This is a genomic window from Bacillus sp. JHAA, assembly GCF_036961585.1.
In the GTDB taxonomy this organism is placed as follows: domain Bacteria; phylum Bacillota; class Bacilli; order Bacillales; family Bacillaceae; genus Bacillus; species Bacillus velezensis.
Map to the genome: position 1 here is coordinate 52,697 of NZ_JBAMDE010000007.1, position 26,534 is coordinate 79,230.

Genomic DNA, 26,534 nt, shown 5'->3' on the forward strand with positions numbered 1-26,534 from the left:
AGACATGATGACATTTTCTGAAGAATGCAGACAGGCGGCTGCCGAATGGTGGGACGGAAGTTTTGTTCATCCGTTTGTAACGGGAATCGGTGACGGAAGCCTGCCGATAGACCGTTTCAGCTATTACGTGCTGCAAGATTCCTACTATTTGACGCATTTTGCAAAAGTTCAGGCGTTCGGCGCCGCATATGCCGAAGACTTGTTTACGACGGGCAGGATGGCGGGCCACGCTCAAGGGACATATGAAGCGGAAATGGCGCTGCACCGCGAGTTTACGGAGCTTTTAGGGATTACGGAAGAAGAGCGTGCGGCATTTAAACCGGCACCGACCGCCTATTCTTATACGTCTCATATGTACAGATCGGTGATGAGCGGCAATTTTGGAGAAATATTAGCTGCGCTTCTGCCCTGTTATTGGCTTTATTATGAAGTCGGCGAACACTTAAAGGAGTGCAAACCGGAGCATCCGATTTATGAAAAATGGATCGGTACATACGGCGGAGACTGGTTCAGACAGCAAGTCGAAGAACAGATCAGCCGTTTTGACGAGATTGCTGAAAACAGCACAGAGGACATCCGCGCGAAAATGAAAGAGAATTTTGTGATTTCAAGCTATTATGAATATCAATTTTGGGGAATGGCCTATCAAAAAGAAGGCTGGTCCGAGAAGGGCGGAAAAGAGGTGGAATCTTTTGGAGCTGCACGCGGTAACTGATAATCGCAAATCCGTTGCCGAGCTGGCCGAAGATATTCTTTCGATTCAGCGCGAAGTAAGCTTTATCCATATCCGTGAGCGGGATAAAACAGCGGGAGAAATCATGCAGCTTTTGACCCTTTTGAAAAAGGGCGGTGCGGATAAGGACAAATTGATCATCAATGACAGGGCGGATATCGCGCTTTTTGCCAATATACACCGTGTTCAGCTTCCGTCCCGCAGCTTTTCCGTAAAGCAGGTGCGAAGCAGATTTCCCCATCTTCATATCGGACGTTCGGTTCATTCGCTGAAAGAAGCCATCCAAGCTGAAAAGGAAGATGCGGATTATGTGGTGTTCGGCCATGTATTTGAAACCGAATGTAAACAAGGACTTGAAGCAAGAGGCATCAGCCTGCTTTCAGAGATCAAACGCACGCTTTCCATCCCCGTCATCGCAATCGGCGGAATGACACTGCAGACGATCGGACACACAAAGCAGGCGAAACCGGACGGAATTGCCGTCATGTCAGGTATATTCTCAGCTGAAAATCCTGAGGAGGCGGCAAAACGGTATGCACGCGCGGTAAGGGAGGCCGATTATGAAGAAGCACTATGATACGGCGGTGATCGGCGGCGGAATTATCGGATGCGCCATTTCTTATGAGCTGGCGAAGACGCAGCAGAACGTTGTCTTGCTTGAAGCCGGAGAAGTCGGCCGAAAAACGACAAGCGCTGCCGCGGGAATGCTGGGCGCTCATGCGGAATGTGAAAACCGGGATGCGTTTTTTGATTTTGCCATGTACAGTCAAAGGCTGTATGAAACGGCGGGGCAAGAGCTTGAGGAAGCTTGCGGCATTGACATCAGGCGCCATAACGGCGGAATGCTTAAACTGGCGTATACCGAAGAAGATATCGTCCGTCTACGGAAGATGGATGATCTGCCTTCCGTCACCTGGCTTTCAGCCGAAGATGCCCTTGAAAAAGAGCCTTACGCTTCAAAAGACATTCTCGGCGCAAGTTATATAAAAGACGATGTCCATGTCGAACCGTACTATGTTTGCAAAGCGTATGCAAAAGGAGCGCGGCGCTATGGCGCTGACATATATGAGCATACACAAGTCACCTCCGTAAAACGGGTGAACGGAGAATATTGCATCACAACGTCCGGCGGTGATGTTTATGCTGACAAAGTCGCAGTTGCAAGCGGTGTATGGAGCGGCCGGTTTTTCAGCCAGCTCGGCTTGGGACAGCCTTTTTTTCCTGTGAAAGGAGAATGCCTTTCCGTGTGGAATGACGATATCCCGCTGACCAAAACCCTTTACCATGATCATTGTTATGTCGTCCCGAGAAAAAGCGGCCGGCTTGTCATCGGCGCCACGATGAAACAGGGCGACTGGAGCGATACGCCTGACATCGGAGGAATTGAGGCCGTCATTGCAAAAGCGAAAACCATGCTTCCCGCCATCGAACATATGAAAATAGACCGGTTTTGGGCGGGTCTCAGGCCGGGAACAAGAGACGGAAAGCCGTTTATCGGGCGGCATCCTGAAGACAGCGGCATCATCTTCGCCGCCGGCCATTTTCGGAACGGCATCCTGTTGGCGCCGGCAACGGCTGAAATGGTGCGGGATATGATCCTGGGAAGACAGATTAAGCAGGAATGGGAAGAAGCGTTTCGAATTGATCGCAAGGAGGCTGTTCATATATGATCCTTCAGCTGAACGGAAAACAAATTGATTGGAATCGAAATGAGGGGACGGTTCAGGATTTGCTTGAATCGTACCAGCTTGATCAAAGAATCGTAGTTGTGGAGAGAAATAAAGAAATCATTGAAAAAAAGAATTATGAAAATACGAGTTTGTGTGACCGCGATGTCATAGAAATTGTCCATTTTGTAGGAGGCGGATGAGGATGTTAACAATAGGCGGAAAACAGTTTCAGTCAAGATTGCTGTTAGGAACGGGAAAATATCCGAGTTTTGAGATTCAGAAAGAGGCGGTGGCTGTCTCGGAATCAGATATTTTAACCTTTGCGGTAAGGCGGATGAACATCTTTGAAGAGTCTCAGCCTAACTTTCTTGAACAGCTTGATTTGTCTAAATACACGCTTCTGCCGAATACGGCCGGCGCCGCAACGGCTGAAGAGGCGGTCAGAATCGCAAGGCTTGCCAAAGCTTCAGGGCTTTGTGACATGATAAAAGTAGAAGTCATCGGGTGCAGCCGGTCACTTTTGCCTGATCCGGTTGAAACGCTGAAAGCATCAGAACAGCTGCTCGAAGAGGGATTTATCGTGCTTCCGTATACGTCAGATGATGTTGTGCTCGCAAGACGTCTTGAGGAGCTCGGAGTGCATGCCATTATGCCGGGCGCTTCGCCGATCGGTTCCGGTCAGGGAATTTTAAATCCGCTGAATCTATCCTTTATCATTGAACAGGCGAAGGTGCCGATCATTGTCGATGCCGGCGTCGGATCTTCAAAAGACGCCGCCTACGCGATGGAGCTCGGGGCTGACGGTGTGCTGTTAAATACCGCTGTGTCAGGCGCTGATGATCCGGTCAAAATGGCCCGGGCGATGAAGCTTGCCGTAGAAGCGGGCCGTCTTTCTTATGAAGCGGGGAGAATTCCGGTGAAAGATTACGGAACTGCAAGCAGTCCGCGAGACGGTCTTCCGGTATGACGGACAGATATTCCAGACAGGAGCTGTTTCAGCCGATCGGTCCCTCCGGCCAAGAGAAGCTCCGGTCGTCTCATGCCGTGATTATCGGCGCGGGTGCGCTTGGGACGGCAAGTGCGGAGATGCTTGTCAGAGCAGGAGTCGGGAAGGTAACGATCGCTGACAGAGATTATGTGGAGTGGAGTAATCTCCAGCGCCAGCAGCTTTATACCGAAGACGATGTAAGAAATGAAATGCCGAAAGCCGCGGCGGCTGAAAAACGGCTTCGATCTATAAATAGTGATGTAGAGGTCGAGGGATTTGTCATGGATGTCACTGCGGAAAACGCACCCGGATTGATTCGTGACGCCTCCCTCATCGTGGATGCCGCCGACAACTTTGAAACGAGGCTGATTGTGAATGATGCGGCTGTGCAGAAAGGGATTCCCTTTCTGTATGGCGCCTGTGTCGGCAGCTACGGGCTCTCTTTTACCGTCATTCCCGGTGTCACGCCGTGCCTTCATTGTCTGCTTGAGACATTGCCTTTAGGCGGTATGACATGCGATACGGGGGGAATCATCAGCCCGGCTGTATTGCAGACGGCCGTTTTTCAGGCAGCAGATGCGCTGAAACTGTTAACGGGCGGATCTATCGAGCATGTTCTCCGTTCCTTTGATTTATGGAAAAATGAACGGTCAGAAATAAACGTCGCCCGTCTTAAGTCGGCTGATTGCCCAAGCTGCGGCACGAACGATTATCCGTTTTTATCCTATGAAAATCAGACAAAAGCGGCGGTTCTGTGCGGGCGGAACACGGTGCAGATCAGAGCGGGGATCTCTGAACAGTTTGATCTGCAAAAACTTGCGGGACAGCTCAGACGGACAGGGCTTGATGTTTCAGCCAACCCGTATTTAATTTCGTTTTGCAAAGACAATTTCAAGATGGTACTGTTTCGTGACGGCAGAGCATTAATACACGGCACAAGTGATATCAGCAGAGCGAAATCCTTTTATCATAAATGGATCGGATAATGCGAAAGGAGAGAAAAACATCATGAGCATATGCAAAGCATTGACGATTGCCGGATCAGATTCAGGAGGCGGCGCCGGTATACAGGCGGATCTCAAAACCTTTCAGGAGCTCGGCGTTTTCGGAATGTCAGCCATTACAGCGGTAACCGCCCAGAACACTTTGGGCGTTCACGGCATTTATCCGCTCACCCGGGAAGCGCTGGGCAGCCAGATTGACGCGGTGGCGGAAGATTTGCGGCCTGACGCTGTAAAAACGGGAATGCTGTGGAGCGCAGAAATGATTGCGGAAATTGCGGAAAAAACGGATCAGTACGGGCTTGATCATCTCATCACGGACCCCGTCATGATTGCCAAAGGAGGCGCTTCCCTGCTGCGTGAGGAATCTCAGGCCGCGTTAAAAGAGCTGTTAATTCCGCGCAGCTATGCGGTGACGCCGAATGTTCCGGAAGCTGAGGTATTGACGGGAATGGAAATCCGCACGTTTGAGGACCGGAAAAAAGCGGCCGAACGCCTTTGCAAGCTTGGTGCAAAGCATGTCATCATAAAAGGCGGACACCAGCCTGAACAAGGGAGGATCGTTGATTTATTATTTGACGGTTCGTCTTTTACCCAAATCAGCCACGCCTATATTGACACCAAACACACCCACGGAACAGGCTGCACGTTCGCAGCCGCGCTGACGGCGGAAACGGCAAAGGGGAAAAACATTCAGACCGCCTTTGAGACAGCCGTCAATTTTGTGCGGGAAGCCGTGGAACATACGCTCGGCATTGGAGAGGGACACGGCCCGACCAATCATTTTGCCTTTAAAAGGAACAGTCTGCAGACGAGATAAAAAAGAGACCGCTTCAACATCCGCGGTCTTTTTCCCATGCTTTCAATCTGGACAAGGTTATGATATGATAAAAATTAAGATCAGGTACTAAAACTATGTCTTTAAGACGATTACAGGAGGCTTTATACATATGAATTTCTCACTTGAAGGCCGCAACATCGTTGTGATGGGCGTTGCCAATAAACGCAGTATCGCATGGGGAATCGCCCGTTCGCTGCATGAAGCCGGAGCGCGCCTCATTTTCACTTACGCGGGAGAGCGCTTGGAAAAATCAGTTCATGACCTTGCGGCTACATTAGAAAGAAATGATTCCATCATCCTTCCGTGTGATGTGACAAATGACGCTGAGATCGAAGCTTGCTTTGCGAGCATTAAAGAGCAGGTCGGCGTGATTCACGGCATCGCGCACTGCATCGCGTTCGCAAACAAAGAAGAGCTTGTCGGCGAATATTTAAATACGAACCGCGAAGGATTCCTGCTTGCGCATAACATCAGTTCTTACTCTCTGACAGCGGTCGCAAAAGCGGCGCGTCCGATTATGACTGAAGGCGGAAGCATCGTTACACTCACTTACCTCGGCGGAGAGCGCGTCGTTTCAAACTATAACGTAATGGGTGTGGCAAAAGCGTCTCTTGATGCGAGCGTAAGATATTTAGCCGCTGACCTAGGAAAAGAAAACATCCGCGTCAACAGCATTTCAGCAGGACCGATCCGTACGCTGTCTGCAAAAGGAATCAGTGATTTCAACTCCATCCTGAAAGAAATTGAAGAGCGCGCGCCGCTGCGCCGCACGACAACACCTGAAGAAGTGGGCGACACGGCTGCATTCTTGTTCAGTGACCTGTCAAGAGGCATCACGGGCGAAAATCTTCACGTTGATTCAGGATTCCATATTACCGCACGTTAAATAACAAGCAGTCCCTTTCAGGGATTGCTTTTTTCTTTCTTCTGATTTTAATCATTCCGTCATATAAATAAAACATGACAGAATCGGAGGGATGAAGATGTCAAAACAAAACAGAAACGCGGAAAAAAAACCGCTCATGTATATTGTTCAGGCGGATTATTCAGACACGCAATCATCAATGCAGGACATATTAATCAAAAAAAGGAAAGCGCCTCAGCCGCCGGAAGAAGAGCCGATGCATGGAAAGCGGGAGGAAGAATGTCAAACTCAGCCTGAAGGAGCAGTGGCTGTTGAACCAGAAAAGCAAGTACCTGAACAGCACAGCCGCGCAGAAGAAGCCGTTCAAGAAGTTCCGGCGCAAGCAGAGCAGGACACTGCCAAGCCTGACGCCGCTAAAAAAGAGCCTGATGCCGCTGAAAAAGAGCCTGAAGCGGTTCACAATGCCGCCCCAGAGGAAAAGGTTCCGCCAAAGCGCGTGAAAAAGCCGATGAGCAGAATGTCCATTCTTGAAAAAATTGATTTCTTAACGAAGCTGCCGCATAATATGCCGCGGACCCTTTGTCTGATAGAAGCCAACGGGAAAACCTACAGAGGCGTAATCGTCGGCAGAAAAAATAATGCGATCTTCCTGCGGACGACAAGCAACGGAGCGCCGGCAGAACTCGCAATAGACGATATTACCTCGCTGCATCCGCTTGGATTTTAACCATACAAAAAGCTGCCTGAATTCTTAATCCGGCAGCTTATTTTTATGCTTTTTGATTTAAGAATGTGTGCGGTTGATCAGTCTCGGGTTCAGGCAATTAATGGCGCAGAAGCTATGGAGATCGACTTCAACGCAATAGTTCGTTTTTTCTAAACGGAATACATCGCAGAGAGAGTCTTTATCTGTAAAATCAAGAATGTGCTTATGCTCGTCAAAAGCAATAAGCAGGCTTAATGTGGCACAGCCGTCACAGACCCTTTCAACTCTGAAAAAAACGGTGTTAAAACACGGACCGTTATCCAGCTCGCCGACATTTCCGAATGCGGTAAACGGTGATGATTTAGAAGTGAAAAGCACAAACGGCACTGTATCGCCTAATGAAAAACCCGGCGATAAAAGGTTGGAAAAGCATCCGGCTGGGCAATCTTCCTCGACCGCATTTTGCAGGTCTTCAATATTTTCTACCGCTTCACGCACACAGTATGTTGTATGCTTGCTCATAATATCCCTCCTGACTTCACGTTTTATATACCGGATTAAACGATATCGGAGAGTCAGCCGCCCGGAAATCCGGGCGGGCTGATGATTGCATCTGTAATAGAAGGTTGGAAGGGGATTCTTCTTTAGGAAAGATGCGAATCAATGACTATCCGTGATGCTTTTTCTCTTTGTGCGGCTCAGGCCGGTCAACAAGCTCCGGTGAAAGGCATTGAATGGCGCTGAAGCAGCTCAGATCAACTTCAATGCAAAAATCTGTTTTTTCTAAACCGAAGAAATCCGGGTCACAAGGATGGCAGACGCTGAGGGTGTCGCCGTGCACATCTACGGGGCGCAATACTGAAAGCGTTGCGCAGCAATCACAAACTCTTTCTGCCCGGAAGAAAATAGACTCGAAGCACTGGCTGTCATCCGCAAAGCCTCCGACGTTCCCGAATGTGGAGAACAAACCGCCTTTTTTATCAAACAAGAGAAACGGGATGGTATCTTTACCGGTAACCGTCGGGCTTAACAGATTGGTATAGCATCCAGTCGGGCATTGTTCTTCAACAGCCTCTTGTTCTGCTAAAATCTTCTCGACTGCATCGCATACACAACTTTCATCTCGGCCATGGTGTTTTCCGCAGCTCATGGATTTCAGCTCCTTCTTTTAGGGTATTTGACTTTTGTCTTTAACAACATATGTACGCGAGCCTCACTTGGTGTGGGTGAACGTCTATATATTCATCATATGCGGAGAAAATAAGAAAAAGCAGAGCATTTTTAGCTCTGCTTTTTCTTTTTAGAGGACAAGGGTGATGACTAAGACAGCAATCAGTAAATTTGTCGCTGTTGAGATCAAAACTGCGATATCGGCATCTACTGTTGTCACGTTTACGCCGCGGGAGTTTTCGATGAGCAGTTTTTGACGGTTGATTTGTTTGTTAGCTGTTAGCTGCAATAAGTCTTGTGCGACCAATTCAGCGATGACTCCGTCAGCAATTGAAGTGAGAGTGGCCGTTACGACTGCTGCATTAATCGCTGTCATGACTGAAGCGACTGCTTGAACGTCTGTTGACGTCACGTTAATATCACAAGAGTCTCTGATAATAATCGCTTCTTCAGAAACTTGTTTGTTGATATTCGCTTGAGCAAGGTCTTGGTCAAGGAAGGCATTATCTTCGCCAAATCCATGTCCGTTACAGCAAACATTACATCTTCTGCCTTCTTTTTCTTCTTTTTCTTCTCGCGGATGTTCGCATTCAGGATCAAGTGCAACCCAAGAGTATGGTCTGCTTTCCATATCTATTCCTCCTTTTCTTTTACTATTATTAAATGAGCCGGCCCCTTACTTTGACTCAGGCATCTATCCTGATAAAAATCACTATTTTTTAGTTATTGACCGGGATTTTGGCGTCTTTGCCGGAGCTGTTCGATTAATTGTTCTCTGCGGGTTTGCGGATTGGTCTGCTGATCTTGCGCTTTTCCCTGCTCTTTTTTCTGTTTCTGGCTTTCAAGAAAAGCTTCTGTTTTTGCCTGCATGTCTTTGACTAATGCGATCAGCATTTCTTTTTCTTCATCAGGAATTTCCCGCATTTTATCTTTTGTCACGCCGTGTTTTTTGAAGACATTGCTGACAAGCACCTTTAAAAGCGGATCCACTTCTGGTAGATTTTCGAGTTCTTTTTTTAATTTTTCGTTATCTGCCATTTATTCTCACCTCTATTTAAATATTTGAAAAGAAAGGTTAAAGGATGTCTAGTTCAGCAAAAAGTATATTTAATAATTGAAACAAAATTTGTACAAAGGCCATAATATCGTCTGCAGTCAGTGTGATTTTAATATTGCGGCTGTTCAGGACTTGAATGACGGTCCTCTTTTTTATTTGGCAATCATCCAGGATCAGCAGTTCGGTTGCTATTTGGTCGGCTGTGTCTTCATCTGCGATCGCGAGCTGTGTCGCGAGGATAATCGCCGTAGTAACTGAGGCTTGTATAGAAAGAGCGGCCGTTATATGTGTTGTATCTATTGTGACATTTTCGCAATCAATCACTTCGATCGTCTGCTCGAATTCGTTGGATAATTGTTCGTATATTTGCGGTTGCAGTGTTTCGACTTTTTCTTCAAACGACATAACCTTCACTCCTTTCTCATTCATACTTTATATAATGCAAATGAAACGCCGAGCGGAATAAGAAAAACAACTAAACCGCACCTATTTTTTTACCGGACAAGGTGCGATTCATGAAGATCAGGGTTTTCGCATATGTATAAAGAGGTCAAGTTTTGAAAAGGAGTGAACAGGTGGTTATCAATTGGCTTTCATTTATTCTGTTATCGTTTGCCGTTTTCCGGCTGGCCAGGCTTTTCGTATTTGACACCATTATGGCGCCGCTTCGGAGCCTTTTTCACGAGGAAAAAACAGAAACCGCACCCGACGGCACGACAGAAACCTACATTGTCATAAAAGGAAAAGGCATCAGGGCATTTATCGGTGAACTTCTCAGCTGCTACTGGTGTACGGGCGTGTGGTGTGCCGCCTTTTTAATTGCGGTCCAGATTGTGGTACCCGAGGCTGCGCAATGGCTGATTTTGCTGTTAGCCATAGCCGGCGCGGCCGGGATCATTGAAGCTGCGGTTTCTCGTCTTCTGCAGGAATAAGGCGGTTCCACCAGCAACTTACCGTCACCTTCGGCATAAACTGGCATATATGACATAAGGAAAGGAAGGATCACCATGAGTCAATCAAGCAAACCTTCCCAACATTCTCCATACAAATCAACTGTGCATCAGCCTTACGAAAAAAAAATCAAGAAAAAAGGCTGCGGCTGCGGCCAAAAGAAAAAACCGAAATAGCCGTTTTCTAAAAAACCGGAGCTTCCGGTTTTTTTGTTTTTTGCCGAACGCCGGCCTCTGTTCGGCATAGATCATAGGAGGAGGGGATGTTATGAATATATTTGAATCATTCATAAACGGTAAATACCGCCGGCACAATCAAAACCAGCGGGAGCATGACAAATATATCTTATCTATTGAAAAACAGCTGTCTGAGTTTGATGAAGCGGGATCGCGCTTTGAGGAATGGATAGATGTGTTTGCCGCCGAAACAGAAGCAAAACTGAAGAAAAATGAGCATTCTCACTAAAATGAATGAAATCCGCACCGGCCCTATGCATTTATCCAAGCCAAACAAGTCGGCTCACATAGAGTATAGGGAGTAAAGGAGGTGCTTAGATATGGGATTCGGATATGGCGGATTCGGCGGCGGCTACGGCGGTTATGGCGGCTGCGGCGGATACGGAGGCGGCTATGTCGGAGGCGGATACGGCTCAACATTTGTTCTTGTTGTCGTATTGTTCATCCTTCTGATCATTGTCGGTGCATCCTTTTTTGGCTAAACCTTAGCAAGACCTTGGATAAGCGCGGGACCGTTCAGTCCCGTGCTTCCCTGATGTATGAAGGAGTATAGAGACGGGGCACTCGGAATTTTTTCCTTGTCTTACGGGCACATGTTCCGCTCTTTATTCATACAATATCGTATTACTCCACAAAAGGAGGCACACCATGGATAATCAATTTTTCAAAAATATTGAGAAGAAAACAGGCGTCAGCATGAAGGATGTCATGAACCTTGCAGGATCATTGCAAAATGCCAATTTCAAAGATGAAAACACGGTGAGAGGCGTCATTCAGAAGGTGTCCCAGCTGGCTAACAAGCGTGTTCCGAAAGAATTGGAAGACAAAATCGTTCAATCTATTACAAGCGGTAAAGAGAAACTTGATTTTGGCACCATTTCTAAAATGCTGAACAATAAATAGGCGTCAGCCGGCCTTGCTAAAAAGGCCTTTTTATGTGAGAAGAACCCGGCAGTGATCTGCCGGGTTCTTTATATCCTGAGTGCGCTCCGTCTGTCCGTCCGAAGAAGGGGCTCGAGAAATCTTGAGCTGCGCGCTGTTTTTCCCCGCCTGTACGCGGGACAAGATACATATAAATGCTGCATGGCCCTTGTCATTGCGACATAGAGAAGCCGTCTTTCTTCTTCGAGCGGAGCGGGATCGCCCTGTCTGGCCGTCTCAAGTGCGAAGTCATGGGGGATCGAGCCGTCAGCCGCGCCTAAAATATAGACCGTATTGAATTCAAGACCTTTAGAGCGGTGAATGGTCAGCAGTTCGACGCCGTTTTCATCGGTTTTCAGATTCTCAGCGGCGCGCATATGATCGACATGCGCAAGAAAATCGGGAATGGTTTTGAATTTTTTGGCGGCCACTTTGACATCCCTGAGATCATCAGAGCCTTTTTCCAGTTTGTTTCCCTCATTGCCCCGTTTTTTTAAATACTCGGAAAAACCCATTTTGCTTTCTGCAAAGGTGATGGCTTCAACCGGCTTCATTGTCCGGATGCTTGCGAAAAACGGAACGATCTGCTTGATCTTCCCTATTTGAAAAGGCTTCAGGTCAGGCAGTTTCGTCAGTGCCTTAATCATCGTGCAATCTTCCGTAATTGACAGCGCCTTTAACGTTTGCAGGGCGGATTGCTTTAAAAATAAGGCGGGCAGCAGGTCTTTCACCGCATCCGGATCATCTTCATTCTGACTCGCATATAAGTAGGCGAGGATCTGGCGTACGATTCTGCGGCTGTAGAACGTCTGCACGCCCCTGTCGGCATGGTAAGGAATCGATGATTGATGCAGTCTTTCATAAATGGCCCGTCCGGCGCTGTTTGTCCGGTAAAGTACGGCAAAATCGTCAGGACTCGCCCCGTTTTGAATCTTCTCTTTCATATCCGAAACGATCATGGTCGCTTCTTCTTCTTCATCGTAAGGATAAAACATCACGGGATTGTGAACGCCGTCTTTGACGGCAGAAAGTGTTTTTTCATACCGTTTTTTATTTTTCTTTACGACGGCATGAGCGCTTGAGACGATCGGATGAGGCGATCGGTAATTTGCCGTTAAGTAAATGGTCTTTGCTGCCGGGTAATCTTTCTGAAAATCTAAAATGAAAGACGGGCTGCTGCCGCGGAACGCATAAATGGATTGGTCGTCATCACCCACGCAGCACAGGTTATTCTCAGGGCTTGCGATCATTTGCATAATGTTGTACTGGACAGGATTGATATCTTGAAACTCATCAATCAAAATATGAGAAAATCTGTTTTGGTACTGCGCGAGAATATCAGGCCGGCTTTGAAACAGTTCATAACAGCCTTGGGCCATGTCATCAAAATCAAATTGCCGTTTTTCCCGCTTCTGCCGTTCGTAATGTTCGTAAAGCCTGTACACTTTTTTCTCCCAGTCGTCCGCAAGCGGAATGGTCTCATGGGGGAGATACGTGTTTTTCCAGCAGCCGATAAGCTGAAGCGCCTGGTCGACGGGAAACTCTTTTTCATCCAAATTTTCTTCATAGAGCGCCTTTTTCACATATTGCTCTTTTTGCCACTCCATTTTTAAAAGCTGGCTGCCGTTCCATTTTGAAGAATCATAATGACAGAGTATTTTATAGAAAAAACTGTGGAATGTTCCGGTCACGAGACGGGAGACTTTTCCGGCTGCCAGACCGTACTCATTCGCCATCCGCTCTTTCATTTCGGCGACGGCTTTTGTCGTAAAGGTCACAAGCAGCATATTCTCAGGTGAAATGCCGAGGTGTTCAATCATATGGGCGGCGCGTGCTGTCAGCACCCTTGTTTTTCCGCTTCCCGCTCCGGCAAGCACTAATAAAGGCCCGTCCGTTTCAGTAACTGCCTTCATCTGTTCACGGTTCAGGCCGATGCCGGGGAACAAAGATGTATCAGCCGCCTCGGATGTTGGTGAAAACGGTTCGGCCGCAGGCACTTTTTTCGGGCTTTTCCATTCTGAGACGATCGGTTTCGGATTCTCTGAAATCGCTTTTCCTTTCGGCAGGCGGAACATGCCGGCTTCCTTATACTCTTCTTTTTCTTTCTCCGCTTGTGGTTCCTCGGCCGCGCATGCTTTTTCACAGGCGGTGAAGTCTCCCTTTTGCCGGTGATAAAATGCCGGCTGCTCTAAAATCGAAAGCCGCATCAAGACGGGCTGCTCACAATGTGCGCAAAAAATATTTCCTTTCTGAGCTTCTTCAAAAAGGAATTGGTAATGTTCTCTAGAATATGTATGTAAATGTATCGTTCGGTTATTCAGTCGGGCGCATTTCAAAAAGGGGTCCTCCCATTAAAAGGTGTTCATCCATTTGATAGACAAAGAATATCATAACAAAAGAACAGCGTTTCAAAAAGTAAGATTAAGGGAAATGAAAAGCGAAGGGGAGGGGTACATATGATTTATGCAGGACGGATTCAAAACCAGCAGTATTCTCAATACGCAAACCGGGCAGCGGGTTATAAGTCTGATTATGCCGGCATTACGAAAGCGGCCGCCCTTGCCAATGACAGGGTGTACAGGGAGGTGGAGCGCCGCCAGGAAAACACCGCAGCCGCAGAAAAGAAAGTACATGAGGAAAAACGTAAGCGCTCTCTTTCCCGTCTGCCGCAAATCATGGGAAAAGGCCGGTTGATAAATCAATACGTGTGAAAAAGCCCGGATATATCCGGGTTTTTTTGAGGTCGTATATATGAAAGATGCGGAAAGGAATGATTCAATTTGAGAAAGCTTTCATTATTAATTGCGGGGTTATTTCTATTCGGCCTCTTTACTGCCGGAATGAAACCGGCACACGCGGCGGAGAGCTCCGCAGCAAAAGATGTCACTCTCACACAGCTGGCGCCGCATGTTTGGATGCATACAAGCACCGGTACGGCAGACGGAAATCCCGTCCCTGCGAACGGATTGCTTCTTGAGACTTCCAAAGGAATCGTACTGATTGATACTCCGTGGAATGACAGTCTCACAGAGCAATTAATGACACAAATAAAAAAGCGGTTTCCCGGCAAAAGGATGACCGATGCCATTGTGACACACGCCCATGATGATCGTATCGGCGGTCTGAACACCCTGTACAAATACGGTGTAAAGGTGCACAGCACGAAACTGACCGCCGACTTCGCCCGACAGCAGGGATATGACCGGCCGCTCGGAGATTTGAAAAACGTGACAAAGCTGCAGTTTGGCGATATGAAAATTGAAACGTTTTATCCGGGAAAAGGGCATACGGAAGACAATATTACCGTCTGGCTGCCTAAGGATAAGCTCTTATTCGGCGGATGCTTAATCAAGGCTTTAGAAACAAAGGAAATCGTGCCTACTCCGGGTTTTTATCCGGATCAGTGGCCGCGCGCCGTCCGCAAAGTCATGAAAAGATATCAGGACATCAGCATTGTCGTTCCGGGCCATGGCAGTCCGGGGGATGACCGTCTGCTGCCGCATACGATAAGCCTTCTGAAAGAAACGTAATAAAGAAGACCGGCGCTCCCATTACGGAGTGCCGGCTTTTTTTATCTCTTCCTGATTTTCATAAAACTGAGGAAAGCAAGTGCAAGCGCCAAAACGGTATATCCCGCTATCGGCCAAATATGCTGATGAAAGGAAGAATAATCTCCGGATATGACTTCCTGGGCCAGCTCGATCGAGTGAATAAACGGTAAGGCATAAGCGATATGTTTGAATGTGTCACCGAGCAGGCTCACCTCCATCCAAGCCCCGCCCAGAAATTGCACGAGTGTAATATAAATCGTTCCGATGCCTGAAATTTGTTTGTCCGTAAACACAGCCCCTAAACATAAACCGAAGAAAACGGACATCATCGCAATCGGCAGCAAGACAGCGATACCTGCGAGAAGATTCATCCACTCGGCGGATAAACCGGCAGCCGCTGCTGCGATAAAACAAATGACGATTTGTAAAATGGCTAACGGCAGCATCGGTATTGCATAACCGATGACATAATCGGCTGTTTTTAAAGGGGAAGCAAACAAACGGGTCAAAAGGGCGGTCTGTTTGTCTTTTGCGATCAGCAATGCAGAGAACATCGTAAGGAAAGCAAAACCGAAAACAATGAGTCCGGGTGCTAAATGCTGAATTTTAAAGGTATCAAGCGGCGCATTTTTTTCAATCGCCGTAAACAGAAACAATAGAATAACAGGCAGTGCGATTCCAAGGATAATAGACAGGGGGTCACGAAAAATTTCTTTGCGGTTGCGAATGGCGAAATCAAGCATAAAGACCCGCCTCCCCGTCACAAATCGCTAAAAAGGCATCTTCAAATGTGGCTGAATGAGTTTGCTTTTTCAGAGCCTCCGCCGTACCCAGTGCTTTTAAAGTCCCATTTTCTAAAATGCAAATACGATCTGCCAGGGCTTCAGCCTCTTCTAAATAGTGTGTCGTTAAAATAATCGTCATGTCACCCTTTAATGCCTCAAGATTTTTCCACAACTCGCGGCGTGAACGGACGTCAAGCCCTAATGTCGGCTCATCTAAGAAATAAATATCCGGCTTGGTGATCATTCCCATTGCGATGCTGAGGCGGCGCTGCATTCCTCCTGATAATGTTTTTGTTTTTGCTCTTTCTTTCTCTTTTAATTGAAACAATTCGAGCATCTCATCTGTTCTTTTTTTTGCTTCTTTTTTCGGAATTCCGTAGACTCCGGCTATAAACTCTAAGTTTTCCCGTACGGTTAGATGAGGAGCGATGGCTGTTTCCTGCGGGGACATATTCAATTTCGGTTTTATTTTATCCAAATCAGTCAAAATACTGTGTCCAAGCACTGATGCATCACCGTCATCCGGAGAAAGGAGTCCGCAAAGCATACTGATTAATGTCGTTTTTCCGGCTCCGTTCTCACCGAGTAAAGCGAAAAATTCCCCTTTCTCAACTGAGAACTCAAGACGGTCAACGGCGGCGGTTTCTTTATAATGTTTCGTTAATTGCTTCAGCTCAATCGCGTGCATTTACTCATCCTCGCTATCTTCATCGATTTGCTTAGCGTTTAAAATATCTTTTGCAAACTCGAAAAAGAGTTCTTGTTTAACAAGTGCGATACCTTGCTGGTCATCTCCGAGCATAAGCAGTGAATCCCCCGGATTTATATCGAAAACATCTCTTGCTTCTTTAGGAATGACAATCTGTCCTTTTGTACCCACTTTAACAGTCCCGAATATGTGTTTTCCTTTTGGTGCCGTCATGTTTATCCCTCCGAAATATGAATTGTACTTTTTGTATGAATTGTAATACTTCGCATACTAAACATACATTAACCTTCCATAAAATGCAATAAAATTCATGAAATAGTATTATTTTCATAAAAAAAGCACTCCTGCCATATAACAGGAGTGCTTTTGATTTTATCGTTTGTGTTCCTTTATCATTTCCAGATGGGGGATGCCCGCATCGAGAAATTCTTCGCCGGATGTGACGCGGTATCCTTGTTTTTCGTAAAACGGAACCGCCTGCGTCTGCGCATGTAAGATAAAGCTGTCGGCGCCCTTGGCTGCCGCCGCTTTTTCAAGCGCCTGCATAATGATGGCTCCGACGCCTAAAGAACGATGGCTTTTCATCACGCAGATGCGCTCTAATTTTCCATGCCCGTCTTTCAAGCGCCATCTGCCGGCTCCGACCGGCTGGCCGCCGTCATATATGACTATATGCTCTGACGTGTCTTCGAATTGATCAATCTCTTCTTCTTCCGGAACGTGCTGTTCTTTAACAAAGACCTCTTTTCTGATGAAAAAAGCGTCGTTTAGCTGTTTTTCAGTTTTTGCGATGATGGATTCCAAGCAGTTATTCTCCTCCGCTTAATAAAAATGTTTCGTACACAGTCCATGAGCCGTTATCCAGCTGATAGAGCAAGTGAAAACGGTCGATGACTTCTTCGTGGGAAATGTCCAGCATTTTCAGCTGTCCGAGTACGTCGGAATGTTCATCTGACGACAGCTTTTGGCCGACCGTGACATGCGGAACGAAGCTGTATTCCGGCTCGCCGGATAATGCTCCTGAGTAGCATTTCTCACTCAGAGATTTTAATTCCTCCGTCGGCTCTGCTTTCATATATATCACATTATTCACAGGAGAAAACGAGCTGTATTTTGTGATTTTCAGAACGAGCGGATGCGACTCTTTCGCCGTCTGTCTCAGTTGTGATACGACCTGCTCGATTTCCTGTTCTGTCGCTTCAAACGGATCTCTTAGCGTCAGGTGCGGAGGAATGAGCGCGTAGCTCGGGTCGTAGCGTTTCCGGTACGAATTTGCGAGATCCTGTAATTTTTTTGATGGAAATAAAACAATACCGTATTTCATGAAAGTTCCCTCCTTAAATGAATGGTTACAGCATTTTTTTCAGCGCCGGCGTGATGAGCGGCTGCCAGTAGGTCCATTTATGATCCCCGTCGAAGGTTTCATACGTGTATTCAGACTGTTTGCTTTCCAGCAGCTGTTTGAGCTCTTCGTTCGGCGCGGTGAAATCAAGAACCTGGCCGTCTGTCGTGTGAACGCCGGTTTCTTTTTCTCCGATTTGATGATAAACGGAAATCTGTTTGAGATCCTCCGACTGCCGGACGGCATCCAGCACGTGCCCGTCAACATACGGAGACTGCATGATGACGTTTCCAAACATGTTCGGATAGTCAATCGCCGTCATGAGCGAAACGGTTCCGCCGAGGGAATCCCCAATCATGGTGCGGCCGTATCCGACTTGATAAGTCGGGTATTCTTTGTCGATAAAAGGAACGAGCTCATTTGCGATAAATCGCTTATATGAGGCGAACTTAGAGCCTTCTGGATGGTATGTGTTTCTTCGCTCCCGCACATTTTTATAAGGGACGCCGATAATGATGCAGCGGTCAATTTCCCCTTTTGACATAAGCTCTTCCGCCTGCCGCCCGATTCTCCCTAATCTGAAATAATCATGGCCGTCCTGAGCGATGATCGTATGATATTTATACAGGGGGGAGAAGGTGGCGGGCAGGTAGACCAAAACGGTCATTTCCTCTTCAAGCTCATGGGAGAAAAGTTTTTTCTCATGAATGATTCCGTTTTTTGATGCCACTTCGCATTCCTCCAGGCCGCTTCTTGTCTTGATGGTTTTTTCCTATTGTACCATGAATTATTAGAAATTTCTTTCTTCAGATGCACTTCTTGCGAGAGTTCAGATAAATAAAAAGTTATTGAAATTCATTTTATAGTGCGTTAATATAGAACAATCAGAAAATACAAAACAATATTCTTATCACGAGAGGTGGAGGGACTGGCCCTTTGAAACCTCAGCAACCGGTTTGCTTTGCCGCGGGAAGGCAAAGTGCCAAGGTGCTAAATCCAGCAAGCGATTCACATGCTTGGAAGATAAGAGGAAGAGAAAAGCTCCTTCTTCTTATGAAGAGGGGGCTTTTTTATTTTGAAAAAGGATGGTGCTTACTGATGACGCAGCATGTTGATACAAAATTAGCCCAAATCGGAAATAGAAGCGAAGAAGCAACGGGAACGGTCAGTCCGCCGATTTATCTGTCCACCGCCTATCGCCATAGAGGAATTGGAGAATCTACAGGCTTTGATTATGTGCGTACGAAAAACCCGACACGCCAGCTCGTTGAAGACGCTATCGCCGTGTTGGAAAACGGTGCGAGAGGCTTTGCTTTCAGCTCGGGAATGGCAGCCATTCAAACGATTATGGCTTTATTTAAAAGCGGAGATGAATTGATTGTATCCTCCGATTTATACGGAGGCACGTACCGTTTGTTTGAAAACGAATGGAGAAAATACGGCTTAAGCTTTATTTATGATGATTTCAGCGATGAAGACTGTTTACGCTCCAAAATAACGGAAAACACGAAAGCGGTATTTGTTGAAACGCCGACAAACCCGTTAATGCAGGAGGCGGACATTGAAAAAATCGCCCGGATTACGAAAGAAGCCGGCCTGCTTTTGATTGTGGATAATACGTTTTATACCCCGGTGCTCCAGCGTCCGCTTGAACTGGGAGCGGACATCGTCATTCACAGCGCCACAAAATATTTAGGCGGGCACAATGATCTCCTTGCCGGTCTTGCTGTCGTAAAGGATGAAGAGCTCGGCGAGATCATGTTTAATCACCAAAATGCGATCGGAGCCGTTCTCCCGCCGTTTGATTCGTGGCTTTTAATGAGAGGGATGAAAACACTCGGACTCAGAATGCGCCGTCATGAAGAAAACGCCCGTGAACTTGCGGAATTTTTAGAACAGGAAGAAGAAATCGCCGACGTGTTATATCCCGGAAAAGGCGGGATGCTGTCTTTCCGGCTGCAAAAAGAGGAATGGGTCAATCCGTTTTTAAAGGCGCTGAAAACGATCTGTTTCGCAGAAAGTCTCGGCGGGGTGGAAAGCTTTATTACATACCCCGCGACGCAGACGCACATGGACATTCCGGAAGACATCCGTATCGCAAACGGCGTCTGCAACCGTCTGCTGAGATTTTCAGTGGGCATTGAACATGCAGAAGATTTGAAGCGGGATGTAAAGCAGGCATTACAGCAAGTAAAAGAGGGGGCCGTGTCATATGAGTAATCACAATTGGACGCTGGAAACCCAGCTCGTGCACAATCCATTTAAAACAGACGGAGCCACCGGAGCCGTCAGCGTCCCGATCCAGCATGCTTCCACATTCCATCAGTCTTCATTTGAAGAATTCGGGACATATGACTACAGCCGCTCAGGCACACCGACAAGAACAGCGCTTGAAGAAACGATCGCAGGTCTTGAAGGCGGAACGAGAGGTTTTGCTTTCAGCTCAGGAATGGCGGCGATTTCGACGGCGTTTCTGCTCTTATCCCAAGGCGACCATGTCCTCGTCACGGAGGATGTGTACGGCGGAACATTCCGCATGGTGACTGAGGTTCTGTCCCGTTTCGGAATCGAACATACCTTTGTCGATATGACGGACACAGAAGCGGTCGCCCGCGCCATCCGGCCGAACACGAAAGCCATTTATATGGAAACACCGTCAAACCCGACGCTCGGCATCACGGATATTAAGGGCGTCGTCAAACTGGCAAAGGATCACGGCTGTCTGACATACCTTGACAATACTTTCATGACGCCTGCTCTGCAGCGGCCGCTTGATCTCGGCGTAGATATCGTGCTTCACAGTGCGACGAAATTTTTAAGCGGCCACAGCGACGTGCTGTCAGGCCTTGCCGCCGTAAAGGATGAAGAGCTCGGCAATCAGCTGTATAAGCTGCAAAATTCATTTGGAGCGGTGCTCGGCGTTCAGGACTGCTGGCTCGTATTGAGAGGCTTAAAAACATTGCAGGTCAGACTGGAAAAAGCGAGCCGGACGGCTGAGCGGCTGGCTGCCTATTTTGACGGGCATCCGGCCGTCAAAAACGTTTACTATCCCGGCCTTGCCGGACACCCGGGAGCCGATACCCATAAACGTCAAGCGAGCGGTGCGGGCGCCGTCCTGTCCTTTGAATTGGAAAGCAAAGAAGCCGTCAAAAAGCTGGTCGAAAACGTATCGCTTCCGGTATTTGCCGTCAGCCTCGGCGCCGTCGAATCCATTCTCTCATACCCTGCAGCCATGTCGCATGCCGCTATGCCGAAAGCAGAGAGGGAGAAACGCGGCATCACAGACGGCCTTCTGCGCCTGAGCGTCGGAGTCGAAAACCCCGAAGATTTAGAGCGGGACTTCGAACAGGCATTGAAAAAAATAACCCCCACCCAAGTGAGATCATAAACGAAAAGGGCGTCGTCAATTTTGTGACGCGCCCTTTTTTTATTTTAGATAAAAAAAGTGTTGACGAATGAGAAATCAGGATATATAATTATAAATGTCAGAGAGACAACAACATACCCAGCAACACATACATATCATGATTCCGTAGCTCAGCTGGGAGAGCGCTACCTTGACAGGGTAGAGGTCGCTGGTTCGAGCCCAGTCGGAATCATAGCCGAAACCCTTGCTACGCAAGGGTTTTTTAATTTCCCTTAATAAAGCCGGTTTATCAAATTCGTAAGTTGTTGGCGAACTTGATTTTTTGGCTAGAAATTTATTGTCCGTATCTCTTTTTAGGGTCAAAATTGTTGAAAAGTTCAGCTAGTGATGCCGTCAAGTAGATCCAAACCGCACTGTCGGTATTGCATTTCTATCCGGATAAGAAAGCCAAAAACTTCGGTATCAATATAAAAAGACCCTCCATAAAATGGGGGCCTTTCAGTGTTTCTTTTAAATAGCCTCTTTTAGTTGTTCTATTACACTTTTTAACCATTCTATAGGCGGTAAGCCAATTGTCGGGAAATATATTTCTGCATTACACTTTATAATGTCTTCCTTTTCTTCTTTAGTTAGATCGCTATTTAGAAACTCTTCGCAATACTTTACTGTAAATAGCAAACCTTCTTTACTAATTTCCTCAATAAATTCGTCTAAGGCGTGTTCAGGGGATTGGATATCTTGATGAAATGTTGCACCTAAAAAATTTTCTAATTCATCTAAGAAATCATACCTTTCATCCATGATACTTCCTCTCTTTCTATTTGGTTGGATATCCTGTAAGAATAAAGTTACCGTTATTATCTTTTTTGAGTATAATTTTTGCGTTTGTAACGTTTTCTACTAGTTCTGAATTTCTTGATACGCTTTTGCCGATTATTTCTCCATCGCCCTTGTATCTTAACATTAATTTAGGTTTTTTAGGATCATCAATCCAATTTTCGATTTTCTTTATATTTTTTGGATCGTTTAAAACTGAATTAGCAATTCTTTCAGCGGTAGCCCTATCTTTAAAAGTAGATGAAGCTGTAATATGTGGGTTAGGATCAGTTTTCAGTCTTTCTATTAATTCTTTATCTGTTTTCCCAACATGTCTTTCTATAAGATGTCCGCCTTTTGCTTCATGAGCAGCTAAACCCCCGCCTGGTGCGAGAGGACTGCTGTCTCCTTGTTTAACACTATGTATGCCGTTATTGTCAGAAGTCACAGATTTACTGAGAACACTCTCTTTCTGATCTTCAATAATACTTTTCAACAAAGGCGTATTTTTCACATTGTGAGTATTTTCAATATCCTGTGCTATTCCGGCAAGCGCGGGTTCGTACTTGTTTTTCGAAAAGGACTTGATGTAGTTTTGTCCTTTTTCAATCCCGGTTTTTACATGTTTTGCAGCTGCTTTTTCTCCGGCTTCCAAGACGTTATCCACTTTGGCTGCACCTGTTTTAGCGAGCTTGCTTGATACTTTTACAGCTGAGCCGGAACCTTTGAGTCCCACAATGCTTATTTATTGATTTTGTCATCATTCATCGAGGGGCGAATTGGGGCCGGAACTGCTTTTTGGGCTGATTTTGAAGTACATTCGCTGTATACTGCAAGGGAGATAAACATCGCCTTTAAGGCGGCGGTCTTTGCCGAAACCTGTTCATTTCAGAGAAATACAGAAATTTCGTATCACTGAGCGGCTAAAGTGATAACGATCAGCAGCTGGTTAATCCAGCTGTTTTTTTGTATTTGAAAAACGGAATATTTAGTTTTTTATGGCAAATACAGCGGCACTCCGAAAATCATTCACAATACAGGAAATGACGCATGCGGCCGCCAATGAAATCAGTTATATGTCGGGTAACAGCGAATCGACAAGCTATCATTTTGCCGTCGATGATAAAGAAGTGATTCAGGGGGCTCTTCATCTGAAGGCAAGAAAGCATCCTTCCTCTTGTCTTCCGGTTTTTTAAAGTTGAAAACCCATTAAAATCCGAGGGGAGAGCGTAAAACAGATTCGAACGGCGCTGTCGCCCTTCATTAAAGCGAAAGAACTTCGGGATTGATGGTGCATATGGAGCGAAGACAGCGAATGCAGTAATTCGATTTCAATTGATGAATGGATTAAAAGCTGATGGAATTTATGCGCTTGAACCAAAGTAAAACTTGAAGTGTTGTTAAAATAAGCGGAGACCCTTTCCTTTTTTACAGACTCTCTCCCACACTGACAAGAAGAGGTTTGTGTTAAAGCAAAATCTAAGAAATTAAACCCAAAAAGATTGCAACGACAAGCTTCTAAAGAGATGAAAAATATCGGGATATCAACTAAGGCATAAAAAGCGATAAAACAGGAGCTTGAAACAAAAAAACAACTGAATAGAAAATAAAGAGAAAAAATAAAGGAACAAAAATATTTAATCAGAAAACAAAAAGCAAAAGAAAAGCATAGGGGCAAATAGTTGGAGAACCCGAGAAGCACTTCGATTGAAAAGTTGAGCGGCATCAGTTTTTTGCTTCGAACTGATTTAGAGAAAAAGAAGTATAAGTCAGAGCCCTTCTCAAGACGAGGAGGGTTTTTCTGCAATTTATTCAAATGCACTTACATCAGTAAATGCGGCTGAACGTTTCAGTACGATTCAGCTCATGTATGGTTTGAAGCCAGACGGCATTTACGGACCAAAAACGAAAGCGAAATTGAATTAATAAAAGAAGCCCTTCTTAAAAGAGGGCTCTTTTTCTAACTATGTTGTTTTAAGGTGTTTTTTAATTTGTTCAGTGACTTGCTTAAGCCATTCTAATGGTGTTATATCATCTTCTGGAAAGTATATGCCATCCGCTGCTTCTTCTATAAATTCATTCTTGTCTTCTTCTGAATGATCACTATTTACAAACTCAGTTAGTGCTATTAAATCTCTTTCTTTTAGTTTTTGTGATGCTTCATTTAAATATTCATCAAGTGCATTTTCCGGAGACTCTATATCTTGGTGGAAATGTCCACCGAGAAATCTAAATACAGGATCAGAAACTTTAATCTCAATCATTATATATCACCTCGTTGGGTAGCCTGTTAGTATAAAGCTACCATCTTCATTTTTCTTTAATACTATTCTAGCATTAGTCATATCTTTAACTTCATTTGAACCTTTACGAACTCCTCTACCTATAACTTCGGTTCCTCTATAAGGTAACGGTAATGGATCATTAACATCACTTTTTAACCACTCTTCAATTTCCTTTTTATGTTTAGTTAATGTTTCATTAGCGACTCTTTCTGCAGTTGGCCTATCAGTGAAACTAGAAGAGGCCCGTATCTTCTTGTTTATCTGTAGCCTCTGTAATAACTCTTCATCAGTCTTACCAACATGTCTATCTATAAGGTGTCCGCCTTTTGCTTCATGAGCAGCTAAGCCACCGCCTGGTGCGAGAGGACTGCTGTCTCCTTGTTTAACACTATGTATGCCGTTATTGTCAGAAGTCACAGATTTACTGAGAACACTCTCTTTCTGATCTTCAATAATACTTTTCAACAAAGGGGTATTCTTCACATTGTGAGTATTTTCAATATCCTGTGCTATTCCGGCAAGCGCGGGTTCGTACTTGTTTTTCGAAAAGGAATTGATGTAGTTTTGTCCTTTTTCAATCCCGGTTTTTACATGTTTTGCAGCCGCTTTTTCTCCAGCTTCCAAGACGTTATCCACTTTGGCGGCACCTGTTTTCGCGAGCTTGCTTGATACTTTTACGGCTGAGCCGGAACCTTTGAGTCCGACAATGCTCCCGATGGCGTAGGTGATGTAATGTGATCTTGAATACGCATCCCCGTTAACCATTTTATCATTCCATGAATCCGCCAGGTTTGTCCATATGATTTTTGCGTAGGAGGGTGTGTTCAATACAGCCGATATGGTTTTAGCGACTTTTTGTTCATCAGAGAGATGGTAAAAATCCCATGCGCCGACAGCCAGATCTTTGACGCCGGTTATTGTGTCTTTCCCGACATCATAAAGGCCGACGCCTATTCCTTTGACGATATCCCAAGCCGTTTCTCCGACTTCTTCGAGCTGTTTTGCTTGTTCAAGCTGCATCACATATCCCACCTGAGCGGGTTCAAGGTTTTCATAGCCGATCTTCTTCGCGATTTCCAAATACTCATCCGGATCGGTGACACCATCGGCCAGCTTTTTCTTCAGATTCTTGATTTCCCGCTCTTTCGCTTCTTCCTTTTTAATCGCCAAATAAGCATCCGAATGTCTTGCGATATCGCCTTTCTTCTTATGGATGTCGCTTTCTCGGTATGCCTTGGCGTTGTAGTGAAGCGGCGTGGCGCTTTTTCCTTTGCCTGTTGCGTTTTGAAGCTGCTGGAAATCTGCTTGGATAAAATGTTCATTTGCTTCGGTTTCTGCGTATTCTTTCGTTAGATCGTGATCAAGCTTGCCGAGTTTATGTATCGTTTCGCTTCTTTTTTTATCAGCTGAAGAAAGCTTCTGATCCGTGCTTTCGGTTGAAAATAATTCGAGCGAGATGATGTCTTCGATCTCTCCGAGGATGGAGCGCATGTCCTTTTTCTGCTCTTCCATAATCGCCTTTGATTTACTGAGGGCATGGGTGAGCTCGTGCTCAAGAAAAGATTCTTCTACATGTGATTCGGAAAGACCTGCGTCTTCGACTTTGCCGGAAAGGCTTGTGAGAAATGCGATTTTCATATCGATCAGATCAAGCCAGCTGTCTGTGACGCCTGCTTGGTCCTTGAAAAAAGCTTTGATATTATTTGCGCCCCGGCCGGAGAAATCATTGTCACCAAGATCAGCCATGCCTTGAAACGCTTTTTTCAGATTGATCATCTGACCGCGCAGTTTTTTATATTCACCCGCGCGCTGTTTGGCGGCGGCGAGGATGGTGGTTGCTTCGAAAACTTTCATGACCATATCCTTTCATTCGAAATGTTTCAACAAGATTTTACCATGGAGGAATGAGGAATAAGGTCAATGTACTATCTAAAATGGTAAAATGAATCATTTGACCCACTTCTTTGTCCTTTTAATTATGTGATTAAGCATTTGAGAAGAGAGCTTATGGATGGGAAACCGGAGTGCAGGAATTACTCGGTAGCGTTTGAATGAATTGGAAAGATTAAGTCGGTTAAAAGGTTGGAGCATATTTTTAGATAATGAATTGTAGTGTGTAAAAGATGAAAATGGCGTAATTCAAGATGCAGGTGATTTATTAACCGGAATTGATATATTAACGGAAAATAATGTATAATGTACCAGGCAGCTTTGAACTCATTGAAGGTGATGAACATGAAGAAATGGAAAGTTTTTATAAGATAAATCCTGACTGAAGAGACTTAATTAAATGAAAATTAACATAAGTCTATTTACCCTGTTCTTTTTAGGAGGAAGGTATGTCAATATTAACAATAATAGAAATCGCATTAGTGGCAACTGTATTAGGGTTATTTGCATGGACTTTTAAAAAAGAGAAAAATACTGATGAAGATGTATTAAATTATGCTAGATATATGATTTATTTGTTTGTAGCTGAAGTTGCATTGTATGCCGTGTTTCAAATGGTTTAAGTATAAACACGTCTTTACTCTAGACAA

At 45.6% G+C, this 26,534-nt stretch carries 34 protein-coding genes, 1 tRNA gene, 4 pseudogenes and 1 riboswitch; of the genes and pseudogenes, 23 read left to right on the plus strand and 16 right to left on the minus strand.

Annotation, left to right across the window (positions count from 1 at the left end; all coding sequences use genetic code 11):
- Nucleotides 1–7: 7 nt before the first annotated feature.
- The 9 genes from tenA to V7728_RS16025 all read left to right on the plus strand — a co-directional run bounded on the left by tenA (nucleotide 8) and on the right by V7728_RS16025 (nucleotide 6,825).
- The gene (gene tenA, locus V7728_RS15985; protein WP_015417218.1) at nucleotides 8–715 is read left to right on the plus strand and encodes a thiaminase II; all 708 of its coding nucleotides are present in this window, start codon (nucleotides 8–10) and stop codon (nucleotides 713–715) included.
- The gene (gene tenI, locus V7728_RS15990) at nucleotides 693–1,310 is read left to right on the plus strand and encodes a thiazole tautomerase TenI (RefSeq protein ID WP_015239576.1); all 618 of its coding nucleotides are present in this window, start codon (nucleotides 693–695) and stop codon (nucleotides 1,308–1,310) included. The genes tenA and tenI overlap by 23 nt, the downstream gene beginning before the upstream one ends.
- Nucleotides 1,294–2,403 carry a glycine oxidase ThiO gene (gene thiO, locus V7728_RS15995; protein ID WP_099566559.1) on the plus strand — a complete coding sequence of 370 codons (1,110 nt, stop codon included), beginning with the start codon at nucleotides 1,294–1,296 and terminating at the stop codon, nucleotides 2,401–2,403. The genes tenI and thiO overlap by 17 nt, the downstream gene beginning before the upstream one ends.
- A complete protein-coding gene (gene thiS / locus V7728_RS16000) occupies nucleotides 2,400–2,603 on the plus strand; it encodes a sulfur carrier protein ThiS (protein WP_007409096.1) in 204 nt (67 codons plus the stop codon). The genes thiO and thiS overlap by 4 nt, the downstream gene beginning before the upstream one ends.
- Nucleotides 2,600–3,370, plus strand: coding sequence for a thiazole synthase (gene thiG, locus V7728_RS16005; protein WP_099566560.1), 771 nt, complete (start codon nucleotides 2,600–2,602; stop codon nucleotides 3,368–3,370). Before thiS ends, thiG begins: the two co-directional genes overlap by 4 nt.
- Nucleotides 3,367–4,377, plus strand: a complete 1,011-nt coding sequence (thiF, locus tag V7728_RS16010; protein WP_099566561.1) for a thiazole biosynthesis adenylyltransferase ThiF — start codon at nucleotides 3,367–3,369, stop codon at nucleotides 4,375–4,377. The genes thiG and thiF overlap by 4 nt, the downstream gene beginning before the upstream one ends.
- 22 nt (nucleotides 4,378–4,399) lie before the next feature.
- Nucleotides 4,400–5,212 (plus strand): bifunctional hydroxymethylpyrimidine kinase/phosphomethylpyrimidine kinase, encoded by an 813-nt coding sequence (thiD, locus tag V7728_RS16015; RefSeq protein WP_052827264.1) that lies wholly within the window; start codon nucleotides 4,400–4,402, stop codon nucleotides 5,210–5,212.
- A 130-nt stretch (nucleotides 5,213–5,342) separates the two neighbouring features.
- Complete coding sequence (fabI, locus tag V7728_RS16020) at nucleotides 5,343–6,119, plus strand: enoyl-ACP reductase FabI (RefSeq protein WP_012117300.1); 777 nt, start codon at nucleotides 5,343–5,345, stop codon at nucleotides 6,117–6,119.
- A gap of 97 nt (nucleotides 6,120–6,216) precedes the next feature.
- Nucleotides 6,217–6,825 carry a CotO family spore coat protein gene (locus V7728_RS16025; RefSeq protein WP_007409092.1) on the plus strand — a complete coding sequence of 203 codons (609 nt, stop codon included), beginning with the start codon at nucleotides 6,217–6,219 and terminating at the stop codon, nucleotides 6,823–6,825.
- A gap of 57 nt (nucleotides 6,826–6,882) precedes the next feature.
- On the opposite strand, the gene cotZ is transcribed toward V7728_RS16025, so the two are convergent.
- The 5 genes from cotZ to V7728_RS16050 all read right to left on the minus strand — a co-directional run bounded on the left by cotZ (nucleotide 6,883) and on the right by V7728_RS16050 (nucleotide 9,436).
- Complete coding sequence (cotZ, locus tag V7728_RS16030) at nucleotides 6,883–7,326, minus strand: spore coat protein CotZ (RefSeq protein WP_015239582.1); 444 nt, start codon at nucleotides 7,324–7,326, stop codon at nucleotides 6,883–6,885.
- A 145-nt stretch (nucleotides 7,327–7,471) separates the two neighbouring features.
- Nucleotides 7,472–7,954 carry a CotY/CotZ family spore coat protein gene (locus V7728_RS16035; protein WP_003154995.1) on the minus strand — a complete coding sequence of 161 codons (483 nt, stop codon included), beginning with the start codon at nucleotides 7,952–7,954 and terminating at the stop codon, nucleotides 7,472–7,474.
- A gap of 150 nt (nucleotides 7,955–8,104) precedes the next feature.
- Nucleotides 8,105–8,605, minus strand: coding sequence for a spore coat protein (locus V7728_RS16040; RefSeq protein WP_015239583.1), 501 nt, complete (start codon nucleotides 8,603–8,605; stop codon nucleotides 8,105–8,107).
- A gap of 92 nt (nucleotides 8,606–8,697) precedes the next feature.
- On the minus strand, nucleotides 8,698–9,012 hold the full coding sequence (locus V7728_RS16045; RefSeq protein ID WP_082997847.1) for a spore coat protein: 315 nt from the start codon (nucleotides 9,010–9,012) through the stop codon (nucleotides 8,698–8,700).
- Nucleotides 9,013–9,049: 37 nt separating this feature from the next.
- Entirely contained in the window at nucleotides 9,050–9,436 is a 387-nt protein-coding gene (locus tag V7728_RS16050) for a spore coat protein (RefSeq protein WP_003154992.1), read from the minus strand.
- Between the two features lie 170 nt (nucleotides 9,437–9,606).
- On the opposite strand from V7728_RS16050, the gene V7728_RS16055 reads away from it, so the two are divergent.
- The 4 genes from V7728_RS16055 (at nucleotide 9,607) to V7728_RS16070 (ending at nucleotide 11,121) form a co-directional block, all read left to right on the plus strand.
- Entirely contained in the window at nucleotides 9,607–9,963 is a 357-nt protein-coding gene (locus V7728_RS16055; RefSeq protein ID WP_015239585.1) for a DUF1360 domain-containing protein, read from the plus strand.
- Between the two features lie 286 nt (nucleotides 9,964–10,249).
- The gene (locus V7728_RS16060) at nucleotides 10,250–10,447 is read left to right on the plus strand and encodes a hypothetical protein (protein WP_012117306.1); all 198 of its coding nucleotides are present in this window, start codon (nucleotides 10,250–10,252) and stop codon (nucleotides 10,445–10,447) included.
- A gap of 91 nt (nucleotides 10,448–10,538) precedes the next feature.
- A complete protein-coding gene (locus tag V7728_RS16065) occupies nucleotides 10,539–10,700 on the plus strand; it encodes a YjcZ family sporulation protein (protein ID WP_007610678.1) in 162 nt (53 codons plus the stop codon).
- 166 nt (nucleotides 10,701–10,866) lie between these two features.
- Entirely contained in the window at nucleotides 10,867–11,121 is a 255-nt protein-coding gene (locus tag V7728_RS16070) for a stage VI sporulation protein F (RefSeq protein WP_003154986.1), read from the plus strand.
- 68 nt (nucleotides 11,122–11,189) lie between these two features.
- Here V7728_RS16070 and V7728_RS16075 read toward each other — a convergent pair whose 3' ends face one another.
- Nucleotides 11,190–13,475 carry an ATP-dependent helicase gene (locus V7728_RS16075; RefSeq protein WP_032866141.1) on the minus strand — a complete coding sequence of 762 codons (2,286 nt, stop codon included), beginning with the start codon at nucleotides 13,473–13,475 and terminating at the stop codon, nucleotides 11,190–11,192.
- 120 nt (nucleotides 13,476–13,595) lie between these two features.
- Between V7728_RS16075 and V7728_RS16080 the strand changes: the two genes are divergently transcribed.
- Together V7728_RS16080 and bla are read left to right on the plus strand one after the other, a co-directional pair.
- Nucleotides 13,596–13,850 (plus strand): hypothetical protein, encoded by a 255-nt coding sequence (locus tag V7728_RS16080; protein WP_007409082.1) that lies wholly within the window; start codon nucleotides 13,596–13,598, stop codon nucleotides 13,848–13,850.
- Between the two features lie 69 nt (nucleotides 13,851–13,919).
- A complete protein-coding gene (bla, locus tag V7728_RS16085; RefSeq protein ID WP_099566562.1) occupies nucleotides 13,920–14,669 on the plus strand; it encodes a subclass B1 metallo-beta-lactamase in 750 nt (249 codons plus the stop codon).
- Between the two features lie 41 nt (nucleotides 14,670–14,710).
- Here the strand turns inward: bla and V7728_RS16090 are convergent, their stop codons facing one another.
- The 6 genes from V7728_RS16090 to V7728_RS16115 all read right to left on the minus strand — a co-directional run bounded on the left by V7728_RS16090 (nucleotide 14,711) and on the right by V7728_RS16115 (nucleotide 18,256).
- Complete coding sequence (locus tag V7728_RS16090; protein ID WP_015239588.1) at nucleotides 14,711–15,433, minus strand: ABC transporter permease; 723 nt, start codon at nucleotides 15,431–15,433, stop codon at nucleotides 14,711–14,713.
- Nucleotides 15,426–16,163 carry an ABC transporter ATP-binding protein gene (locus V7728_RS16095; protein ID WP_007409079.1) on the minus strand — a complete coding sequence of 246 codons (738 nt, stop codon included), beginning with the start codon at nucleotides 16,161–16,163 and terminating at the stop codon, nucleotides 15,426–15,428. The genes V7728_RS16090 and V7728_RS16095 overlap by 8 nt, the downstream gene beginning before the upstream one ends.
- Entirely contained in the window at nucleotides 16,164–16,397 is a 234-nt protein-coding gene (locus V7728_RS16100; RefSeq protein WP_007409078.1) for an AbrB/MazE/SpoVT family DNA-binding domain-containing protein, read from the minus strand.
- 159 nt (nucleotides 16,398–16,556) lie between these two features.
- Entirely contained in the window at nucleotides 16,557–16,988 is a 432-nt protein-coding gene (locus V7728_RS16105) for a GNAT family N-acetyltransferase (protein ID WP_061581917.1), read from the minus strand.
- Nucleotides 16,989–16,992: 4 nt separating this feature from the next.
- Entirely contained in the window at nucleotides 16,993–17,508 is a 516-nt protein-coding gene (locus tag V7728_RS16110; protein ID WP_099566563.1) for a YjcG family protein, read from the minus strand.
- A gap of 25 nt (nucleotides 17,509–17,533) precedes the next feature.
- On the minus strand, nucleotides 17,534–18,256 hold the full coding sequence (locus tag V7728_RS16115) for an esterase family protein (protein WP_012117313.1): 723 nt from the start codon (nucleotides 18,254–18,256) through the stop codon (nucleotides 17,534–17,536).
- A gap of 174 nt (nucleotides 18,257–18,430) precedes the next feature.
- Nucleotides 18,431–18,556: riboswitch (SAM riboswitch) on the plus strand.
- A gap of 68 nt (nucleotides 18,557–18,624) precedes the next feature.
- On the opposite strand from V7728_RS16115, the gene V7728_RS16120 reads away from it, so the two are divergent.
- The 3 genes from V7728_RS16120 to V7728_RS16130 all read left to right on the plus strand — a co-directional run bounded on the left by V7728_RS16120 (nucleotide 18,625) and on the right by V7728_RS16130 (nucleotide 21,125).
- Entirely contained in the window at nucleotides 18,625–19,746 is a 1,122-nt protein-coding gene (locus V7728_RS16120; RefSeq protein WP_012117314.1) for a methionine biosynthesis PLP-dependent protein, read from the plus strand.
- A complete protein-coding gene (metC, locus tag V7728_RS16125; RefSeq protein WP_099566564.1) occupies nucleotides 19,739–20,914 on the plus strand; it encodes a cystathionine beta-lyase in 1,176 nt (391 codons plus the stop codon). Before V7728_RS16120 ends, metC begins: the two co-directional genes overlap by 8 nt.
- A 138-nt stretch (nucleotides 20,915–21,052) precedes the next feature.
- Nucleotides 21,053–21,125 (plus strand) — tRNA-Val (locus V7728_RS16130).
- A gap of 278 nt (nucleotides 21,126–21,403) precedes the next feature.
- Here the strand turns inward: V7728_RS16130 and V7728_RS16135 are convergent.
- Complete coding sequence (locus V7728_RS16135) at nucleotides 21,404–21,694, minus strand: contact-dependent growth inhibition system immunity protein (RefSeq protein ID WP_015417243.1); 291 nt, start codon at nucleotides 21,692–21,694, stop codon at nucleotides 21,404–21,406.
- Between the two features lie 16 nt (nucleotides 21,695–21,710).
- A pseudogene (locus V7728_RS16140) lies at nucleotides 21,711–22,451 on the minus strand (RNase A-like domain-containing protein); the annotation flags it as partial.
- A gap of 285 nt (nucleotides 22,452–22,736) precedes the next feature.
- On the opposite strand from V7728_RS16140, the pseudogene V7728_RS16145 reads away from it, so the two are divergent.
- The 4 genes and pseudogenes from V7728_RS16145 to V7728_RS20535 all read left to right on the plus strand — a co-directional run.
- Nucleotides 22,737–22,851: pseudogene (locus V7728_RS16145) on the plus strand (N-acetylmuramoyl-L-alanine amidase); the annotation flags it as partial.
- A gap of 142 nt (nucleotides 22,852–22,993) precedes the next feature.
- A complete protein-coding gene (locus tag V7728_RS20530; protein ID WP_079978564.1) occupies nucleotides 22,994–23,095 on the plus strand; it encodes a peptidoglycan-binding domain-containing protein in 102 nt (33 codons plus the stop codon).
- 42 nt (nucleotides 23,096–23,137) lie between these two features.
- Nucleotides 23,138–23,391 (plus strand): annotated as a pseudogene (locus V7728_RS16155) (DUF2992 family protein); the annotation flags it as partial.
- Between the two features lie 145 nt (nucleotides 23,392–23,536).
- A pseudogene (locus tag V7728_RS20535) lies at nucleotides 23,537–23,635 on the plus strand (peptidoglycan-binding domain-containing protein); the annotation flags it as partial.
- A 38-nt stretch (nucleotides 23,636–23,673) separates the two neighbouring features.
- Here V7728_RS20535 and V7728_RS16160 read toward each other — a convergent pair.
- Both V7728_RS16160 and V7728_RS16165 read right to left on the minus strand, forming a co-directional pair.
- Nucleotides 23,674–23,973 (minus strand): contact-dependent growth inhibition system immunity protein, encoded by a 300-nt coding sequence (locus tag V7728_RS16160; protein ID WP_043020770.1) that lies wholly within the window; start codon nucleotides 23,971–23,973, stop codon nucleotides 23,674–23,676.
- A 6-nt stretch (nucleotides 23,974–23,979) separates the two neighbouring features.
- Complete coding sequence (locus V7728_RS16165; RefSeq protein WP_099566632.1) at nucleotides 23,980–25,848, minus strand: ribonuclease YeeF family protein; 1,869 nt, start codon at nucleotides 25,846–25,848, stop codon at nucleotides 23,980–23,982.
- Nucleotides 25,849–26,333: 485 nt separating this feature from the next.
- Here V7728_RS16165 and V7728_RS16170 point away from each other — a divergent pair, with 485 nt between their 5' ends.
- The gene (locus tag V7728_RS16170) at nucleotides 26,334–26,507 is read left to right on the plus strand and encodes a hypothetical protein (protein WP_189318616.1); all 174 of its coding nucleotides are present in this window, start codon (nucleotides 26,334–26,336) and stop codon (nucleotides 26,505–26,507) included.
- Nucleotides 26,508–26,534 lie beyond the last annotated feature (27 nt).